Origin of the sequence: Bacteroides timonensis (assembly GCF_000513195.1) — a bacterium.
Classification (GTDB): Bacteria; Bacteroidota; Bacteroidia; order Bacteroidales; family Bacteroidaceae; genus Bacteroides; species Bacteroides timonensis.
In genome coordinates this window covers 61,238-82,277 of sequence record NZ_CBVI010000063.1, presented here as the reverse complement: position 1 = coordinate 82,277, position 21,040 = coordinate 61,238, and the positions used below count along the sequence as shown (strand labels likewise).

General features: G+C 41.3%; 13 protein-coding genes. 10 read left to right on the top strand and 3 right to left on the bottom strand.

The annotated features are described in order from the left end of the window. Positions 1–403: 403 nt before the first annotated feature. A complete protein-coding gene (locus BN161_RS12725; RefSeq protein WP_125910811.1) occupies positions 404–1,624 on the bottom strand; it encodes a sensor histidine kinase in 1,221 nt (406 codons plus the stop codon). A 114-nt stretch (positions 1,625–1,738) separates the two neighbouring features. Further along, positions 1,739–2,398, bottom strand: a complete 660-nt coding sequence (locus BN161_RS12720; protein WP_125910810.1) for a tetratricopeptide repeat protein — start codon at positions 2,396–2,398, stop codon at positions 1,739–1,741. 529 nt (positions 2,399–2,927) lie between these two features. Here BN161_RS12720 and BN161_RS12715 point away from each other — a divergent pair. Then, the gene (locus BN161_RS12715; protein ID WP_167332530.1) at positions 2,928–3,695 is read left to right on the top strand and encodes a DUF4842 domain-containing protein; all 768 of its coding nucleotides are present in this window, start codon (positions 2,928–2,930) and stop codon (positions 3,693–3,695) included. Between the two features lie 225 nt (positions 3,696–3,920). Here the strand turns inward: BN161_RS12715 and BN161_RS12710 are convergent, their stop codons facing one another. Further along, positions 3,921–4,424, bottom strand: coding sequence for an HD domain-containing protein (locus BN161_RS12710; protein WP_044266715.1), 504 nt, complete (start codon positions 4,422–4,424; stop codon positions 3,921–3,923). Between the two features lie 347 nt (positions 4,425–4,771). Between BN161_RS12710 and BN161_RS12705 the strand changes: the two genes are divergently transcribed. The 9 genes from BN161_RS12705 (at position 4,772) to BN161_RS12665 (ending at position 21,035) form a co-directional block, all read left to right on the top strand. Then, on the top strand, positions 4,772–5,302 hold the full coding sequence (locus BN161_RS12705) for an RNA polymerase sigma factor (protein WP_044266713.1): 531 nt from the start codon (positions 4,772–4,774) through the stop codon (positions 5,300–5,302). Positions 5,303–5,374: 72 nt separating this feature from the next. Continuing rightward, a complete protein-coding gene (locus tag BN161_RS12700) occupies positions 5,375–6,556 on the top strand; it encodes a FecR family protein (protein ID WP_044266711.1) in 1,182 nt (393 codons plus the stop codon). A gap of 155 nt (positions 6,557–6,711) precedes the next feature. Next, positions 6,712–10,014 carry a TonB-dependent receptor gene (locus tag BN161_RS12695; protein WP_081743697.1) on the top strand — a complete coding sequence of 1,101 codons (3,303 nt, stop codon included), beginning with the start codon at positions 6,712–6,714 and terminating at the stop codon, positions 10,012–10,014. A gap of 20 nt (positions 10,015–10,034) precedes the next feature. Continuing rightward, positions 10,035–11,894, top strand: coding sequence for a RagB/SusD family nutrient uptake outer membrane protein (locus tag BN161_RS12690; RefSeq protein WP_044266707.1), 1,860 nt, complete (start codon positions 10,035–10,037; stop codon positions 11,892–11,894). A 210-nt stretch (positions 11,895–12,104) separates the two neighbouring features. Further along, positions 12,105–13,295 (top strand): glycine C-acetyltransferase, encoded by a 1,191-nt coding sequence (gene kbl, locus BN161_RS12685; protein WP_044266704.1) that lies wholly within the window; start codon positions 12,105–12,107, stop codon positions 13,293–13,295. Positions 13,296–13,315: 20 nt separating this feature from the next. Beyond that, entirely contained in the window at positions 13,316–14,266 is a 951-nt protein-coding gene (locus BN161_RS12680) for an NAD-dependent epimerase/dehydratase family protein (RefSeq protein WP_044266698.1), read from the top strand. Between the two features lie 98 nt (positions 14,267–14,364). Then, the gene (locus BN161_RS12675; RefSeq protein WP_044266696.1) at positions 14,365–15,468 is read left to right on the top strand and encodes a phosphotransferase enzyme family protein; all 1,104 of its coding nucleotides are present in this window, start codon (positions 14,365–14,367) and stop codon (positions 15,466–15,468) included. An 11-nt stretch (positions 15,469–15,479) separates the two neighbouring features. Next, positions 15,480–16,691: a glucose/galactose MFS transporter gene (gene gluP / locus BN161_RS12670; protein ID WP_044266694.1), complete on the top strand. Its 1,212-nt coding sequence runs from the start codon at positions 15,480–15,482 to the stop codon at positions 16,689–16,691. A gap of 330 nt (positions 16,692–17,021) precedes the next feature. Continuing rightward, positions 17,022–21,035: a glycoside hydrolase family 2 TIM barrel-domain containing protein gene (locus BN161_RS12665; RefSeq protein ID WP_449374817.1), complete on the top strand. Its 4,014-nt coding sequence runs from the start codon at positions 17,022–17,024 to the stop codon at positions 21,033–21,035. Positions 21,036–21,040 lie beyond the last annotated feature (5 nt).

The window sequence follows — 21,040 nt, the reverse complement described above, 5'->3', positions numbered from 1 at the left end:
CTATTTAAAGCAAAGATATAGTTATCATTTTTAAGCCCTGATTGGAGAGCTAGCAGAGAATCTTGGTGGGGTGGCTAGTAGATCAAATCGATAAAAATAGTTCATGTACAGATTTCCTATTGATGAATTGAATTGTTCTGCATAATAATCTTATTTTGTCAGCCCATCAGGTGTAACCCCTTCACTTATTATTAACACTCAAGATTCTGATTTGTTCATTATTTCACCTTTATTTTTTTGAATAAATGCAAAGCCCATCAGCCTATAATCCACCTATAGCAATAGTGAGGTATCAATTAAGGTAAAAATAATATGAATTAAGGATAGTACAGAATAAAATCACCTTTATCTGTGAAGAGGAGCATCGGGCATTGATACTTTTAAACACCTGCTTTTGTCATTTTTAACGTTGGATGGATAAATACAAAACGAGCTCACCCGTATAGGTAGTATCAACAAAAACTCTTCCTCCCACCAAGTCAGCGATACGTCGGCAAATATTCAACCCTATACCTGTTCCTTGTTTGAAAGAATCGAGTTTTTCAAAACGGGTGAAAACCTTTTCCGCTTTCTCGGGAGGAATACCACATCTTGTATCTGTAACAGAGAACTGCATTCTTCCATTTTCCTCGATAACCTTGTATGCCAGTGTGATACTTCCTTGCCCGGTATATTTGCAAGCATTAGTCAAAAAGTTAGTCAAGACTTGTTGCAGTCGCGCTGCATCCGTAGTAAATACAATGTCCGCTGCATATTCCGGCTCTTCTAAAAGCAATTCCACTCCGGCAGGAACACGTTCTTTTATACTCTGCAATATATTACGGCAAAGTTCACTTACCCTAACCGAAGACGGACAGAGAATATAAGTATCGCTCTCCAGCTTGGATAAGTCCAGAATATCATTCACCAACGTAGTGAGTAGTTCCGTATTAGTCTCAATCAGTCCTAACATCTCTTTACGTTCTTCCTCGCTTAGCCCCATATCTTCTCCGCTATTGAGTACTCTGGTGAATCCAACAATGGCATTGAGGGGAGTACGTATCTCGTGACTCACATTCTGGAGGAAAAGGGACTTCAGTTTATCTGCATTCTCGGCTTTTTGGCGAGCTTGTTCCGCTTCCTCCCGGGCGGCATCAGCAGCCTCCTTCTCCCATTGCAAGTGGCGATAGTTTTGGCGGCGCATGTAGATGTGGTAAATGCAGGACAGCAATAATAGCCCGGTTACGCTAACAATAATACTCTGTAACCGGTTCCTTTGCTCAGCGTCGATAGCCCGTTCCTTCAGACTCTCCGCTTCCGCACGGTTATGTTCCGTTTCCATCTGTTGATTGACCAGTGCCAGTTCGCTATTTTGTAGTTTCAGATCGGTGGTTGTCAGTTGTAAGCTATCGCGTTCGTGGCCTGCCAATACCAGTTTGTGCTCATTGGCGAGACGTTGGAGGTTTATTTCGGCATTTTGCAGGGAAAGGCGGTTCTTTTCCAGTTCCAGACGCTCGTTGTCAAAGCGTGCGGCATATTCAGCCATGATTTTGGCATTAGCTTTTCTATACTGGGCTCTCTCGTAAAGGTATGCAGCGTTAAACCAGATATAGGCACTGTCAAAACGTTTTTTTGCCGCATACATATCTCTTTTATAACTATACAAGACTAAGGAGTCTGTCAAAGAATCAATCAATGCACGGCTGCGATCGAACTCTCCAATACTAATATAATAACTAGCGGCAGCTGTCAAATAATTCTAAAGATTGCCTCCAACGAATGGATGATCTTTTCGTATAGTATCCAAAGAATATAAATAAGCTTTGGCTTTATCCGGCTCGTTAAGGCTGAGATGAGAAGCAACCAAGTTTTCATAAATAGGTATTTTGGCTATTATCCTAGTAGTCCCCTTTAGTGCTTTATAGCCGTAATAAAGGGCTGAATCATCTTGCTGCGATAAATGGAAACATTGAGACATTGCAGCGTAGACATCCGGTAATTGCCTATTCTCATTATTTTCTACATAATATTTCACTGTCTTGCGAAATTGGGCTAAGGCAGCTTCTTTATCTTGTTTGGTGTAATAAACGTTACCCAGCATACGATACGAACTTCCTATGCCATAGGCATTGTTCAGCTGTATAGCTTTCTGCTGGTAAGCGTTACACTCAGCCAGGGCAGCGTCAAAATCCTTTTCTTTAGTATAAAGGGTTATCAATCTTCCCCAACAGCCAAATATATATTGCTGGTGGGGAGTGCGTTCGGCAAACTTCTGCAAACGTTCATTGGCTTGCATCAATGCCCGTATATCCCTCTTGTAATAATAATAGTCGCACTTCAGGTTCATGGCAAGGCATTGCGCCTTTTGGTCTCCTTCCCGTCCGGCACAAGTGAAAAGCGTATCGGCCATTAACAGCACACGCGGGCTGTTAATGTTTTTGACACATTGCTGCTGATAGGCGTACAATCCATCTTTTATCTTATACGGATTATTCTGTGCCAGCAGCAACGGAGTGAGTGCCGACAGCAGAAAAAAAAAGGTATAATAGTTTCTTGTTCATTTTATTTTTATCAGCAGAAATGAGTTCAGATTATTTTCGACTATCAAATATATCCTCTAAAAACTGTATTATTCTTAAAATTACAAATTTATGTCTTTATTTCATAGTATAAGTAACTCATGTTAAGATATACTTTAATTGGTATTTTTTTTACCTCAATGGGTATCATACTATTATTATAAATAATCTTTCTTTGTAAAATATTATAAGATTACATTAAAAAGGGGCATAATTATGAAACAGAAGTTTTTATTATTAGCGGCTGTATTAGTTTTAATTACGAGTTCTTGCATAAAGGATGTGTCTGTGTATCAGCCAATAGACATCTCCCGCTTCGACTTTTTCGAAGAGGTGTAAATCCCAGCACCTGCTTCAGGGATGCTTAGCGTGGTTACCTCCAAAGATTCCGGAGATACTTTGATGATTAGCCGTGTGGCAGCACCGTTGGAAAAAGGTATTTTTGAAGACATTGAGATCAGTTATGTACCTGCTGTACAAACTAGGGCTGCTTCTGAATATTTATTGCCTGAAGATGTTATGACTGTTTGGCAGACCAACTACATGGTCATGTTTGAAGACACGGAAAATGGGGACAATGATTATAATGATTGTGTGTTGTGGATAAAGACAATTAAAAGTGGGAGTGGAAATAAAGGATATACTTTGGAAAAAGTCACCGTGTATCCCATCGCATTAGGAAGTAGCGATGGTACAATTATTGATTTTGGAATGGTTTTACCGGACAGAAGCGAACAAAAGGTATTAAACGTCCGAAAAGAATTGTTTAAGAGCCAAAAAGGTTTCATCAATACAGAATCCACGGATGCAGAAACAGATGAGTTCGAAGCTAAGGAACTTCTGGAAGAAACAGTAGTGGGAAATATGATTAATGGTGTCCGTTTTTTCATAGAAGTAAATGGCAAACGTATATATGCCGCTTATGGTGGGACAAATGGAAATAGCGGAGTGAATGTAGGTAAGAACGGAATGCCTTGTGGCATTGTACTTTCACAAGGAAAGGTATATCCTCAAGAGAAGGTGAGCATAAATACGGTTTATCCATTATTTGATAAATGGTTACGGGGGGGACTACTTAATGGTGAGAAACCTTTCGACGGAGTTGAAGGTCAATACGTACGATGGCAGAAGAATTGAATTAAATCCCCAAAATGAACAATTAAAGTACAAAGACTAAACATTAGTGCTCATTATTCGTCTTTCATATAATATTGCAGATAAGAGTCATATCTGACTTAATTATCTTTATTTATCGGATTTTTTAAGGACTTCGGCATACAATTACTGAAGTCCTTGCAACAGAAGAAAAAGGTATAGTAATTTCTTGTTCATTTTGTTCTTATCAGCAGAAATGAGTTCAGATTATTTTCGACAATCAAACATATTCTCTAAAAGCTGTATGCCGGTTTTTGTCTTGAATATCTTTTTCTTCGCGCTTTCTATCGCTTCCTTCGGCAATTTGTCTTCATAAAGGTTTACCAGAAAGTCAGCTTCCAATAGTATCTGATGATCTATCTCCTCTACATTTTTGTAAGTATGATGGTGGCCAACGAGCCAACAAACACGTGCTATTTGTGCAGGTGAATAGGTCCCGGCGGCATTTAATAGCTTTTCCGCTTCAGCAGGCCCCTCTTGTTCCTGATGCTTGCCATCACACAAACCATATTTCAATTCGCTGATATGAATTCCGATATCGTGGACAATGGCCACCGTTTCGAGGATGAATAATGTTTCAACATCTAATCCTTCCAACACACCGATGGTAGCAGCAAAATTATGCACTTTCATAAAATGCTGGATACGAGGAGTGTCCCATCTGTCATACGCCACCATAGCGGCAATCAGTTTTGCATGTTGCAGTTCCATTCTCATTTATTTTTGAAATTACAAATTTATGTCTTTATTTCATAGTGTAAATAATTCGCAGTAAGATATACTTGAATCGGTATTTTTTTACCTTAATAAATACCAGACTGTTGCTATAAATAATCTTTCTTTGCAAAATATTATAGGATTATATTAAAAAGAAGTATAATTATGAAAAATCTTATTAATAATGCGAATCAGTATTTGATTCCTTCTCCTTGGGAATTATAATTAGAATAATGAGTGGTTTTTTCTTCTAATACACTGATTATCAATTGTTGATTCGCATAATTAGCAATAATATAAGGTAGTACATCTGCGCATAATAAATAGGAAGATATACTTAAATGCATCGACACGATAATATAACAGATATGGATGAGCGCTCTTTCAAGTGCTTTGTCGAAACATATTCCGATGACTTGTTGTATTATGCACGCTACCTCCTTCGCTCCAAGGAGGAGGCCCAAGAGGTAGTGAGCGATGTGTTTTTTGAAGTTTGGCAAAACAGAGGCAATCTGGCGGAGATAAAAAGAATGAAAGTCTGGTTGCTGACCGTCACCCACAATAAGGCCATATCCTATTTGCGCAAGAATAATGCTTCTGTCTCTCCGGTTTCGTGGGACGAACTGGGAGATCATGTCATTCCTGCCAATCTACAGACTCCTGACGAACGGTTGATTAGCCAAGAAGAGATGGGGCGAATCGATGATGCCGTCAACAGTTTGCCGCCCCGCTGCAAGCAGGTTTTTGTACTTGCAAAGATCGAGAAACTCCCCTATAAAGAAATTTCTGCCATGCTGAACATTTCAGTGAAGACTATCAACGTGCATATAGCCAAAGCTTTGGAACTTATTTCGGCAACTTTGAAAAAATAAATCCAAAAAAAACGTTTTTGAGATAGGATATTTAAAAATAAACTGCGTCATATTAATAACACTGTCATATCGATGGAAGATAAAAAGAAAGAAGAAAGTAATAAGTACGAATCGTTTGCCTCCTTTTTGGACAACCGTTCTGCTTCTTCCGGTGAGAATATTTCCTCTTCGGATGAAGAATTGCAGAAGTTGATTTTCTTGTGGGATGAATGCAATCCTCCAAAGGCTGATACGGGCGAGGTGTGGAACAAGACACTTCGGAAAATAAAAGAGGAGGATCGGAAGATGTTTCGTGTCAAGAAGCGTTCTGCCTTTATGTTGTATGGAGGATTGCTTGCCGCATCTGTTGTTTTGCTGTTCGGCATGTTCTATTTTCTTCATAACGGAGGGGGAGAGGCAGAAGATGAAAAAGCGAAGATGGAACAAATCTTACTTGCCGACAACGGTTGCGAAAATGCCAAAGAGGTTACGCTGGTCGTCTCGGACAAGAAAAAAATAGAGATAACCAACAATGCCAAGGTAGCCTATACCCAGGCAGGGCAGGTACAAGTAAATTCTGTCAAGTTGGACGAGGCGATAGCAAAAGAAGAAACAAAAAAGGAAGAAACAGAAGAATACAATCAGATTATAGTCCCGAAAGGACGGCGTTCCATGATTGTGCTTGCCGATAACAGTCAGATATGGATAAATTCCGGTAGCAGGGTGGTTTATCCACGTACCTTTAAGGGTGATAAAAGGCAAATCTTCGTGGAAGGTGAAGCATATTTGAAGGTGGCGCGCAATGAGGCAAATCCCTTTGTTGTCAACACTTCTTCTTTCGAGGTTGAGGTGCTTGGAACATCTTTCAATATTTCTGCACGCAAGGACAAGGCTCTGGCCGATGTAGTGCTGGTGGAGGGGGCGGTAGACGTGAAAGACAGTCACGATAGGCATGTCAGGATGCAGCCCAACGAGCGGGTAGAACTGGACGAGGCGGGTATTTCGAAGAAAGAGACAGTGAACGCCTTGGATTATATCCACTGGGTGGACGGGGTATGGGTATTGAGTGGCAAGCCTTTGAAACAGGTACTTTACTACCTGACGGAATATTACGGGCAAGCGGTCACTTGTGACCCTTCTGTAGAAGATATCCCTTTTTATGGGAAATTGTACCTGAACGAAGAATTGGAACAAGTAATAGAGTCGATAAGACAAGCCTTGCCGTTGGAATTGGCTTCCCGAGAAGGGATTGTTCGCAAGGACGGCGTTGAATGAAAAACATAGTGTTAACCTTAAAATGTAAGAAAAACAATGAAAAACCAGACGTAGACATTTGCTTTAAAAAAAGATCGGACAATAGTCGCAATATTGCCCGATCGGAATTGATTTCAATCGAATTTATTTTTAGTAATTAAAATCAATACGAAAGTATGAAAAAAAAGATGACTGTTGAAAGGATAAATGGCTGTTTTATGTCTATTTATCTATTATTAGGTGTTTTTTTAGCAATGGAAGGCTGTTTGTTCCCTCTTTATGCCACGGATAATCGCAGTTCTGAGAATGAACAAAGAGTGACAACGGTGCAGACCGTGAAGCAGGTGCTCGGCTATATTGAGCAAAACAGTAACTTTGTCGTGCTGTACTCCAACGATGTTCTGTCTGAACTGGAGAAGAAGGTTTCCGTAAACACAAACGGAAAGAATGCCAAGACAATTCTGAGTGAACTCTCTTCCGCTACCAATTTGGAATACAGAATCAACGACCGCCAGATTACGGTGGTGAAGAAAGCTGCTGTTCCCCAGCCGCAACAGAACGCCACCGTCAAAGTGAGCGGTCAGGTGCTCGATGAGAATGGCGAGACCTTGCCCGGCGTGAATGTCACGGTAAAAGGCAATTCAGGGATTGGTACAGTGACCGATCTGGATGGTATTTTCGCGTTAGACGTTCCTCAAGGTTCTACATTGGTTGTGTCTTTCATCGGATATACCACACAGGAACTTGCAGCAAAGGGTGGACAGAGAATGACTGTGAAACTGGTTCCCGATGCACAAGCATTGGACGAAGTTGTGGTCGTGGGCTATACTACACAGCGCAAAGAGAGTCTGACTGGTGCTATGAGCACTATTAAGAGTGATAAACTTAAAGATATTACAACTCCTTCAGTAGAGAACATGCTTAACGGCAAGATTCCTGGTGTTTATGTTGCACCGGGTTCAGGACAGCCGGGTTCAAGCGGTGCGGTTGTAATACGTGGTCAGGCTTCATTAAGCGGTAGTACACAACCTCTTTGGGTTATAGATGGTGTTATTGTGGGTAGCAGTGCGGGCGACCTGAATCCATCGGATATTGAAACAATGACCGTACTTAAAGATGCAGCTTCAACAGCTATCTATGGTTCTGAAGGTGCAAACGGTGTGATTGTTGTTACTACTAAAAAAGGTAAAGAAGGAAAGCTTAATGTCAGTGCATCCGTTAAAATGGGTATCAGTACTGTGAATAACGGGAAGTTGGAAGTGATGAGCGGAGCGGAACTTTACGATTATTACGCATCGTTCCAGAATGCCGATGAAATTAAATTCACGCGTTGGAATCCAGACTTGCGCGACAGTAACTTCGACTGGTGGGACTTGGCCACAAAAACTGGCTTTACGCAAGACTATCACGTATCAATCTCTGGCGGTTCAGAGAAGGTGCAGTCTTATTTCTCATTGGGTTACTATGATGAAGAAGGTGCTGTAAAGGGATATGACTATACACGTTATAACTTCCGCGCGCGCACAAGCTATAAACCTTACAATTGGTTGACGTTGAAACCATCTATCAGCGGCTCAATGCGTAAAGTGTACGACCAACAGTATTCGGTTACATCTATGTATTCTATGTTGCCATGGGATAGTCCATACGATGAAAATGGCGAATTAGTACCTCACCGTTATAGTGGATGGGTAAATGCACAGAACACTAACTACTTGTTGGATTACAGTTATGGTAACTACGGTGACTCAAAGAGATACGAATTCATGGGTAACTTTGACTTTGACATCAAGATTACTGATTGGCTGACATTCACTTCGGTGAATAATTATCGCCTGATTCATGGTGCGAGCCATAGCTATACAGACCCCCGCTCAAATGGCGGTGAAGGTGTGGACGGACGTCTTTATGAAGCTCGTGAGGAAGTTGAACGCCGTTATACCAATCAGAACTTGATGGTAAACAAGACATTCGGCAAACATTCATTGAACGGACACGTCTCTTATGAGTTCAAAGACTATAGCTATAGCAGTTTCTATGGTAACGGTACAGGTTTCATTTCCGGTTTTGAAGTGATGGATGTAACATCGAAAGCTGAATCAATCAGTGGTTCACGCTCTGAATGGGCTGTACAGTCTTATTTTACGAACTGGAAATACACTTACGACAACAAGTATTTGGGGGAAGTGATGTTCCGTCGTGATGGAGCATCAAACTTGGGAAAGAAGTATGGTAACTTGTTCTCAGTGAGTGCAGGTTGGATAATCAGCCGTGAAGACTGGTTCAAGGCAGAGTGGGTGGACAACCTGAAACTACGTGCTTCATACGGTTCGGTAGGTAACCGCCCAAGCTCACTCTATCCGCAGTATGACTTGTATTCTGTATCTTCCAGCTATGATGGAAGTGCGGGTGCCCTGATTTCTGTTATCGGTAACAAAGACCTTACTTGGGAGAAGACATTTACTACCGGTATCGGTGTGGATGTATCATTCTTCGACAACCGTTTGCATGCAACGTTGGATTACTACATAAAGAATACGGACAACATTCTTTATAATGTCCCGGTGACAGGCTTGACAGGTGTTACCTCTATTTACAAGAACATCGGTAAGATGCAGAACAAAGGTTTCGAGTTGTCAATAGGCGGCGATATTATCCGCACAAAGGACTTGACTTGGGGCGTGGAAGCAAACATCTCACAGAACAAGAATAAACTCAAAGACTTGTACGCACAGAAGCAGGCAGATGGTACTTATGCAGTGGTTCCTGTAATCATAAGCGATGGTAGCAGCATAGCGGGTACTATAAACCGCCGTCTTGAAGTAGGTGAGCCGATAGATACATATTATGGCAAAGAATGGGCGGGCGTAAATCCTGAAAATGGCGCTCCGATGTGGTACATGGATGACAGCGAAGGTAACAAGGTTACTACCAGTGAGTATGCAAAGGCTAGCTATTACAAGTTGGGAACTTCCAATCCTAAATTGTTCGGTGGTTTCAATACTTCAGTGACATACAAGAAATTTGATTTCAGTGCCACATTCGGTTACTCTGTAGGTGGACAGATCTACAACTACTCTCGTCAGGAATATGACTCAGACGGAACTTATTCAGACCGTAACCAGATGAAGTTGAAAAAGGGATGGACTCGTTGGGAGAAACCGGGAGATATAGCTACACATCCGGTTGCTAAATACAACAACCAGGATAAAGGAAACTCTGCATCATCACGTTACCTTGAAGATAGCGATTATTTGAAGTTGCGTTCATTGACGATTGGCTACAACATTCCGTTGAAGCAATATGGAATCAATAACCTTAGAGTATCCTTGTCAGGAGAAAACCTTTTCACATTGACGGATTACTCCGGTGTTGACCCTGAAATCCCGGCATCAGATGGTGCTGTTATGGGTACTGCAGGTCCGGGTGTCTATCCTTCTGTACGCCGATTCATGTTCGGTCTTAATGTAACATTCTAATCTTAAAAAGAAAATAAGTGATGAAAAAGATATTTATCGTCGCATTGGCAGCAGCTACAGCACTGACTTCATGCGATATTGAAAGATTACCTTATGCCTCTATGTCTGCGGAACAAATTACCAGTGATCCTTCGGCTTCGCTGGATGCGCTGATGAACGGTGTTTACGCACAGTTGAAAACTTGGTCGGATCCTATGCACCGCTGTGGCGAGTATGCAGGGGACAATATGATGATCAGGGGTAGTTCTACCGATGCATTCTATGAATTCATTTCATATTCACGTACTCCGAATAACTATCGTCTGCAGAACTTTTGGGACTACGGATATAAAGGCATTGCCCAAGCTTCGAATATCATAAGCATGATTGAAGAAGGACAGAGTGCAGAAATAGACAACCAGTTGGGAGAATGTTACTATGTACGCGGCATGCTTTACTTCTATTTCGTCAGAGCTTATGGACGTCCATATTATCAAGCTCCGGACAAGAACTTGGGTGTACCAATAGTAAACGGAACTCCGGACAATATAAACGATTTGTTTCTTGAAGACCGTGCTACTGTAGAGGACACCTACAAACAGGTGATAGCGGACTTGGAGAAAGCAGAGAAACTGATGACAATTGAAAAGGGTGCCGCTTTCGCCTCAAAAGGAGCTGCACAGGCAATGTTGTCAAGAGTTTATCTTTATATGAGCGGTACATACGAGAATCCGAACAGAGACTATGCTCAGAAAGCTATTGATTACGCAACAAAAGTTATCAATTCGGGTAACTACAATCTGCTGGGGCGTGAAGACTTCATGAAGTACAACACATTCACTCCCGAAAGCAATGAAGAGTCAATCTTTGTAGTAAAACGTGTTGCTTCCGAATATTCCGGTTATGACCATTACTATGGCATCGGTGGTATGTATGCCAATATCGGCGGTATGGGATGGGGAGAGATGTATGCAAGTGGAAAATACATCGACCTGCTGAATGAAACCGGACGTAACGACTGGCGTCCCGACCATTACAGAATAGTCGATGCGCGTGCTGCATTTATTGAACCGACATACGATGAATCAAATACTCTTGTATTCCGCTTTATTAAACCGTCATTCCCGTTGGAAGTAAATATTTCAATGGACAAACTTACTGGATATAACTATGTGCAGGCGAATTTGGAGAAAAGAAACGGACAGTATTATGCTATCGAAAAGAATGTGACACAATATGAAGTCAGTTCAACAGACCCAACTAAAGTAGTAGCTAAAAAAGATGCTTCAGGAAACGCTGTCGTCAAAGATATCGAATACCCTTTGGAAGTAATAGATGCTGAACAAGGATATTTCAAAATACTCAACTACAATGCCGGAACGAATGTTACCAATGTGCTTACGGATGTAACAGGTGTTGAAGACTACTATATTAGTCTGAACCGTGTGTATCCGCAATTCTACATCACCAAATGTTCTCGTGAAGGTGAGGATTCACATCTTCACTCTCCGATAATAAGCCGTTTGGGCGAGATTTATCTGAACCGTGCTGAAGCATACGCTAAGCTTGGTAGCTATCCCGAAGCTCTGACGGACTTGAACACGATACGTGAACGTTCTATCGTAGGTGGCGGATATGCTTCACTTGATGCAACAAACGCAAGTGAGAGAATTGATAAGGAACGTCAGCTTGAACTTGCCTATCAGGCAGAAAGAAGCTATGATGTGTTCCGTAACGGAAAGCCTTTGACGCGCCGATATCCGGGTCCTCACAAACAGCTTGAGGAAGTTCCTGCAAGTGATTACAGAGTGACATACTATATACCGCAGAATGCTATTAACGCATATCCCGGTACATTGACTCAAAATCCTACTGATAATAGTGGAGTCGTAATGAATTAATCAAGATGTAGAATACAGGTTCTATAAAAATACATTATATAAAAGGTCCTGTCTGATAATAAAATATTGCGCAGGTCCTTTTATTTTTTTTATTAATGTAAAAATAAATCCAGTAATTTATTATATGCTTTTGTGTAGCAATATATGAATTTACATTATATTGCAGCATCTTAGTATATCTATAATCAACCTGATAAATATAACAGAGAAATGTATGACAAATTTCAAGAGTATCTAAAGGAAGAGATACAAGGAATCAAAGATGCCGGCCTTTACAAGAATGAAAGAGTAATCATTACTCCACAGTCTGCAGAAATAAAAACTTCCAATGGTGACAGTGTCTTGAACTTCTGTGCCAATAACTATTTAGGACTATCGAATAATGAGGCCTTGATAGAAGCAGCAAAGAAAGCGCTCGATGAACGTGGTTATGGAATGAGCTCTGTTCGCTTTATTTGCGGTACTCAGGATACGCACAAGGCTTTGGAAGAGACCATCTCCAAGTTTTTCGGGACTGAAGATACAATCTTATATGCAGCTTGTTTTGATGCGAACGGCGGTGTTTTTGAACCACTGCTTAATGATCGGGATGCCATCATCTCGGATGCTTTGAATCATGCTTCCATCATTGATGGTGTCCACTTATGCAAAGCTCAACGTTTCCGTTACGCAAATGCCGATATGGCTGATTTGGAGAAACAGCTTGTAGCTGCCCAAAGTTGCCGTTTCCGTTTGATTGTTACCGATGGCGTATTCTCGATGGATGGCAATGTGGCGCCTCTTGACAAGATTCATGAGTTGGCGCAGAAGTATGATGCAATGGTGATGGTTGATGAATCCCACTCGGCAGGTGTTGTTGGAGAGACAGGCCGTGGTACTACTGAGTTCTTTAATTTGAGAGGACAGGTAGAGATACTTACAGGCACATTGGGCAAAGCATTTGGGGGCACTGTAGGAGGATTTACAACAGGTAAGAAGGAGATTATCGAGCTGTTGCGTCAGCGCTCTCGTCCATATCTTTTCTCAAACTCTATTCCTCCATTGGTGGCAGCAGCCGGAAAGGCGGCATTCGAATTGCTTGAACAATCTAATGAACTTCAGAATAAGCTTCATACGAATACGGAATATTTCGTTAGAGAGATGAAAGCAGCAGGTTTCGACATCAAGCCTACGCAGTCTGCCATCTGTGCCGTGATGCTTTATGATGCGAAACTATCTCAGAATTTTGCGGCAGAGCTTCAAAATGAAGGTATATATGTTACCGGATTCTATTATCCTGTGGTGCCGAAAGGTCAGGCACGCATTCGTGTACAGGTCTCGGCTGCTCACGAGCGCGAACACTTGGATAAATGTATTGCTGCCTTCACTAAAATAGGAAAAAAACTTGGTGTTCTTAAATAAAGGATTTTTTAAACATAAAAATGAAAAGAATATTAGTATTAGGTTCAGGCGGACAAATTGGTTCTGAACTCACGATGAAATTACGTTCAGTTTACGGAGGAGCAAATGTAGTGGCTGCCGATCTTAAAATGCCTCTGAAGGATAACATCATGGAGAGTGGTCCTACAGAGCAATGCGATGTAACCAATGCTTCTCAAGTAGCTGAAATTGTAAAGAAGTACAATATTGATGCAATATATAATCTTGTTGCTATTTTGTCGGCAACAGCCGAAAAGAACCCTATGTTGGGGTGGAATATCGGTATGGGTGCTCTGCTCAATTCTCTTGAAATAGCACGTGAATACAAGTGTGCGCTGTTTACTCCAAGTTCTATCGGTGCATTCGGTTTGAATACTCCTCTTGATGGAACTCCCCAGGACACTATCCAGCGTCCGGGCACTATTTATGGCGTAACGAAGGTGAGTGGTGAATTATTGAGCGATTATTACTTCAAACGTTTCGGAGTAGATACTCGCTCTGTACGTTTCCCGGGTCTTATCTCTAACGTTACCCTTCCTGGTGGTGGTACAACCGATTACGCAGTTGACATATATTATGCAGCAACAAAAGGTGAGAAATTTATCTGCCCTCTTAAGAAAGGCACCATGTTGGACATGATGTATATGCCTGATGCCCTTAATGCGGCTGTCAACATCATGGAAGCTGATCCTACAAAACTTATCCACAGAAACTCTTTCAATGTTACCGCAATGCATTTCGATCCGGAAGAGATTTACAATGAGATAAGAAAACACAGACCGGATTTCATTATGGAATATGAGGTAGACCCGGTTAAGCAGTCTATTGCAGATTCATGGCCAAACTGGATGGATGATTCCTGTGCCCGTGCAGAGTGGGGATTCAAGCCGGAATTCGACTTACCGAAGATGACAACTGATATGCTGTCTGTACTTGAGAGAAAACTGAAATAACACTCTCTGTATACTAAGATTGTCCGAAACAGGCTTTCATCTGAAATCTATCTCTTTCGGGCAATCTTATTTCACTCTAACATTATACATTAGAAAGTATGACGTACGAAGAACTTAAACAAATAGTAGGACACTTTCAGATAGAAGGAGAGGTCGACGAAATCAAACCTCTGGGAGCAGGACTTATAAACGATACCTTTAAGGTTACTACAAAAGAAGAGAACTGCCCGAACTATGTATTACAACGCATAAACCATGCAATATTCCAAAATGTGGATATGCTTCAGAAAAACATTGAAGCTGTAACTGCACATATCCGAAAAAAGTTAGAGGAGAAAAATGAGGAGGATATAGACCGCAAAGTATTGCACTTTTTAAAATCCGACAATGGAAAGACTTATTATTTCAATGGCGAAAGCTATTGGAGAATCATGGTCTTTATTCCATGTGCAAAAACTTACGAAACAGTAAATCCTGAATTCTCTTTTTACGCAGGTCAGGCTTTCGGAAACTTTCAAGCGATGCTTGCCGATATTCCTGTACAGTTAGGTGATACCATTCCTGATTTTCATAATATGGAATTCCGCTTAAAGCAACTTCGTGAGGCTGTTGCTGAAGATAAAGCAGGAAGAGTGGATTCTATCAGATTCTACATTGATGAACTAGAGAAGAGGGCTGATGAGATGTGCCAGGCTGAACGTCTGCATCGTGAAGGAAAACTTCCAAAACGTGTTTGCCATTGCGATACAAAGGTAAACAATATGCTGTTTGATGAAGATGGAAAGGTACTCTGCGTTATAGACCTCGACACAGTCATGCCGAACTATATATTTTCGGACTTTGGTGACTTTATGCGTACTGCGGCAAATACAGGTCTGGAAGATGACAAAGACCTGGAGAAAGTGGGTTTCAACATGGAAATATTCAAGGCGTTCACTAAAGGATATCTTGAAAAAGCTACTTTCCTTACTCCTCTTGAAATAGAGAACCTGCCTTATGCAGCGGCTTTGTTCCCATACATGCAGACTGTTAGATTCCTTGCCGATTATATAAATGGCGATACATATTATAAAATACAGTATCCGGAACACAACCTTGTAAGGACAAAGGCACAGTTTAAACTTTTGCAGAGTGTCGAGGAGAATATGTCTCAGATGACTGATTTTATCCGTGAGTGTTTAAATAGAGGATTAGTAAATTAAATAAGAAAACTATGAATTCAAATAAAACCATGTTCGTCCCTTTAGCATTTGTGGGACTTATGTTTTTTGCAATAGGCTTTGCATTAGGTATAAATTCATTGCTTGTACCTGTTCTTCAAGGCTCACTTAACATCTCTGGTGCCGCATCTTATCTGATTATTGCAGCAACGTTTATTCCTTTTCTAATATTCGGTTATCCTGCCGGTCTTACTATCAAGTCTATAGGATATAAGAAAACCATGTCGCTGTCATTCCTTATATTTGCAGCGGCATTCTACCTGTTTATACTTTCTGCCGAACAGAAAAGTTTCTCTCTGTTCTTGACGGCATCTTTCATAAGCGGTGCTGCCAATGCTTTTCTACAGGCTTCTGTAAATCCATATATCACAATCCTTGGTCCTATAGAAAGCGCAGCTAAACGCATCAGTATCATGGGCATCTGCAACAAACTCGCTTGGCCTATACCTGCATTGTTCATTGTGTGGCTACTTGGGAAGGATGTTAACTTGATTGGCATTGAAGATTTGACACAACCTTTCATTATTATTATAATTGCCTTTGTTGTATTGGGCGTTATGGCATTTTTTGCTCCACTTCCTGAAGTTAAGGCTGAGGGTGAGGATGAATCGGATAGTTCATCAGATGCTGGTTTATATGCATCCTCAAAGACTTCTGTATTCCAATTTCCACATCTTCTATTAGGTTGCCTTGCTCTATTCCTTTATGTGGGTGTTGAAACTGTTTCTTTGGGAACGCTTGTTGACTATGCAAATGCGTTGGGACTTGACGGTGCTTCAAACTATGCATGGATTGCACCGATAGGCATAGTGATAGGTTATATATGTGGCATCATCTTTATACCCAAATATATGTCTCAGGCCACAGCTTTGAAGATATGTTCAATATTGGCATTGGTGGGTTCGCTCCTTGTCGTATGTGTTCCTGCATCAGTTTCCATATATTTCATTTCTTTCATGGCACTTGGTTGTTCACTCATGTGGCCTGCTTTGTGGCCTTTGGCTATGGCCGATTTGGGTAAGTTCACTAAATCGGGAAGCTCATTACTTATTATGGCAATGTTTGGTGGAGCTGTGATACCGACTCTTTATGGTTGGTTGAAAGACCTTGCTACACCTCAACAGGCATATTGGCTATGTGTTCCATGTTTCCTATTTATATTATGGTACGGAATGGTAGGATATAAGATACGTACAAAAAAATAAATTCTGATATTCATTTGCAGAATGACAAGAAAGAGTATGACACTTTTTAAATCTATTTAGGAATACGCAAAACCATAAGCGGTAAGACCGGAGACGGTCTTACTCCGCTTGATATGGTAAAATTTACCTCTGCTTATACTATTTGGGTACGTAAGACTACAAAGGCTGAGAGTAATCCTACAACCGGATATACAAAATCTTTAAATATTATTTATGCGCAAAATTATATCGGTAATAACATTCTTCTTGGCATTTACATTCTGTAATGCCTCTTCTCCTATCCACGGATTATTGGAAAGAATAGATAAAGAGGCTTCCGATAAGTTTATTATTGAACAGGTAAAAGGAGGCAAAGACTTATGCTGTTCTTACTTTTCAGTAAATGCCCAAAATAATCTATTGTTAGATGGATTTATTTATGGTGTTTCACAATTTCCAATGGGTAATGAATGGGAATCTCCTGAGAACTTAGCCATGAACAAGGAGTTGCCGCGTGCTTATTTTTTCTCATTTGGCGATGAAGAGTCTGCTCTGAAAGTCCTTCCTGAAAACAGTTCAAATTGGAAATCATTGAATGGAAAATGGAAATTCAATTGGGCTTCAGAACCTTCAAAACGTCCGGCCGATTTTTATAATCAAAACTATGATGTAACTTCATGGGATTCCATATATGTTCCCTCTAATTGGAACATATATGGAATCCAAAAAGATGGTTCAAAGAAATATGGTACACCGATTTATGTAAACCAACCTGTTATCTTTCAACATAAAGTTGCAGTTGACGACTGGCGCGGTGGCGTAATGCGTACTCCTCCAACAACATGGACTACATATAAAGACCGTAATGAGGTAGGTTCATACAAAAGAGAGTTTACTGTTCCTGCAGAATGGAATGGCAAAGAGGTTTTCATCAATTTCGATGGAGTAGACTCTTTCTTCTATCTGTGGATAAATGGTAAATATGTGGGTTTCTCAAAGAATTCACGTAATGCGGCACGTTTCAATATTACTCCATACATCATGCAGGGGAAGAATCAGGTAGCTGTAGAGGTGTATAGAAACTCGGATGCATCATTTCTTGAGGCGCAGGATATGTTCCGTCTTCCGGGTATTTTCCGTACTGTCGCTCTTACAGCTACACCAAAGGTACATGTTGCTGACTTTGTGGCAACTCCCGATTTGGATTCTGATTACAAAAATGGTGTTCTTGAAATAGAAACTCAAATTGCAAATTCAAGCAATGAGGATATTAAAGGATATTCATTGGAGTACACTCTGTTTGCAAATGAACTTTATTCCGACAACTGTACTAAAGTGCAAGATGTTGTTGCTACTGCTACTGTTCCTGCTATAGGAAAGAATGACCGGACTTCTGTTAAGGCTGTTATGAGAGTTGATAACCCGGACAAATGGTCGGCAGAGCTTCCTTACAGATATACGTTGGTAGGAAAACTTAAGGATAAGAAGGGCAATGTAGTAGAAATTGTATCTATATATACAGGTTTCAGAAAGGTAGAGATAAAAGATACTCCTGCAAGTCAGGATGAATTCAACTTAGCCGGTAGATATTACTATATTAACGGTAAGTGTGTGAAGCTTAAAGGTGTGAACCGCCATGAGTCTAATCCGGAATTAGGCCATGCTATAACTCGCGAAATAATGGAAAATGAGGTTATGCTTATGAAGCGTGCCAACATAAACCATGTGCGTAACTCTCACTATCCTGATGATCCATACTGGTACTATCTGTGCGATAAGTATGGCATTTACTTGGAAGATGAGGCTAATATTGAATCACACGAATACTATTATGGAAAAGCTTCTCTTTCTCATCCGATAGAATGGAGGGCTGCTCATGTAGCGCGTGTGACGGAGATGGTGAAGAGCAATATCAACCACCCGTCTATCGTTATATGGTCGCTTGGCAATGAGGCCGGTCCGGGTGATAACTTCGTGGCGGCTTACGATGCGCTGAAGGAGATTGACACATCGCGTCCTGTTCAGTACGAACGAAATAATGAGATTGTTGATATGGGGTCAAACCAGTATCCTTCTATTGCATGGGTACGCGAGGCTGTAAAAGGGAAATATGACATCAAGTATCCTTTCCATATCTCTGAATATGCTCACTCTATGGGGAATGCGGTAGGTAATCTGGTTGACTACTGGGATGCGATAGAATCGACTAATTTCTTCTGTGGCGGTGCTATCTGGGACTGGGTAGACCAATCTATGTACAACTATACCAAGGACGGCAAGAGGTACATGGCTTATGGCGGTGATTTCGGTGATACTCCCAATGACGGACAGTTCGTGATGAATGGCATCGTATTCGGTGATCTTGAGCCGAAACCTCAATATTATGAAGTGAAAAAGGTGTATCAGCATATCTCATTCAAAAAGGTTGATAATCGTAATGTGGAGATATTCAATAAATACTATTTCAAGTCACTTGATGACTATCAGCTGAGGTGGAGTATTTACAAGGATGGTGTTGACATTGAAAATGGCATTGTCGAGGCTCTTGATATCGCGGCACGAAGCAAGGTTCAGGCGGCTATCCCTTATACGGTAAGTCTTGATAAGGACAGCGAGTACTTCCTTAAGGTACAGCTTGTTTACAAGAATGATTGTCCTTGGGCGAAGAAGGATTTTGCAGAGGCTCAGGAACAGTTCCTGCTGCAAGGCAGAGAGTATGCTCCTTCCATACTGCAGACATTGAGTGGCACTGATGAACTTGCTGTTCAGGAAAATAAGGCTGATGCGACTGTAATTGTAAGCGGGGAAAGTTTTCATGTTGTCTTCAGTAAACTTACAGGTACTATCCTTACTCTTACATACAATGGGCAGCAGATTATTACAGAAGGCAATGGCCCTGAGCTGAATGCCATGCGTGCATTTACCAATAATGATAACTGGTTCTATTCGTCGTGGTTCGAGAACGGATTGCATAACCTGAAACATAAAGCTACCGGTTGCAAGCTTATAAAGAGAGCGACAGGAACAGTGGTGCTTTCTTTCAATGTAGAGTCTCAGGCTCCTAATGCAGCCAAGATACTTGGAGGAACGGCTTCGGGCAAAAATTCAGTGCAGGAATTGACCGATCGGAAGTTCGGTGAAAATGATTTTAAGTTCACGACAAACCAGATATGGACAATCTATCCGGATGGTTCTATAGAGCTGCAGTCGGCTATTACTTCAAACAAGTCATCGCTTATTCTGCCACGTCTTGGATATATAATGAAAATACCGGAGTCATTCGAAAACTTTATATATTATGGCCGTGGTCCTATAGGTAACTATGCCGATAGAAAGACCGGACAGTTTATAGAGAAGTACAACAGCAAGGTACATGAGCAGTTTGTAAATTTCCCCAAACCTCAGGATATGGCAAACCATGAGGAGGTGAGGTGGTGTGCATTGACCAATGGCAGCAATGCGGGAGCACTCTTTGTTGGCGATGGCAATGTGTCTGTGTCTGCTCTTCCATACTCGGCCATGGATATGATTCTTGCCGGTCATCCATACCAGTTGCAGGATACGGGGCTTATTTATCTTACTATCGACTTGGGCGTGACAGGACTGGGAGGCAACAGCTGCGGGCAAGGCGGTCCGTTGCCTCAGGACAGAGTTTCTGCCGTTCCTCATACCATAGGCTTTATCATACGTCCTGCATCTGCTGATTTGATTGGAAGAGCAAAAATCAGCCGTGGAAGTGAACTTCCGTTGATTATAAGCCGTGATGCTTCGGGTATGGTATCACTCTCTTCTGCTGTAGAAGATGAGCTATTATACACTGTTGATGGTGTGAAGGATGTTTTGAAGTATGAAGCTCCATTCCTACTTAAAAAGGGTGGGGTGATAACGGCATGGAGAAGAAGTTCGCCCGATTTAATCTCCTCTATCAAATTTGATAAGATTGAGGCAATACAGCTTAAGGTGGTAAATGTGAGCAGCCAGGAGAGTGGAGATGGTGATGCGTCATTCCTTGTTGATAACGATCCTTCTACAATATGGCATACCATGTATTCCGTGACGGTTGCAAAGTATCCTCACTGGGTTGAGTTTGATGCCGGTGAGGTCAGGAATATAAAAGGCTTTGTTTACACTCCGCGTCGGGATGGTGTAAATGGTAATATAAAAGATTATGAGCTTTATATAAGCAATGATGGTGGAAACCGGGGACGGCTTGTAAGCAAAGGCTCGTTAGCTAAAGATAGCAACGTGAAGAGAGTCCTGTTTCCTCAGCCGGTAAAGGGTAGATATATCCGTTTCACTGCGTTGAGCGAGCAGAATGGTCAGGATTATGCATCGGGTGCGGAATTCAGCATTCTGGCAGAATAGTAAAT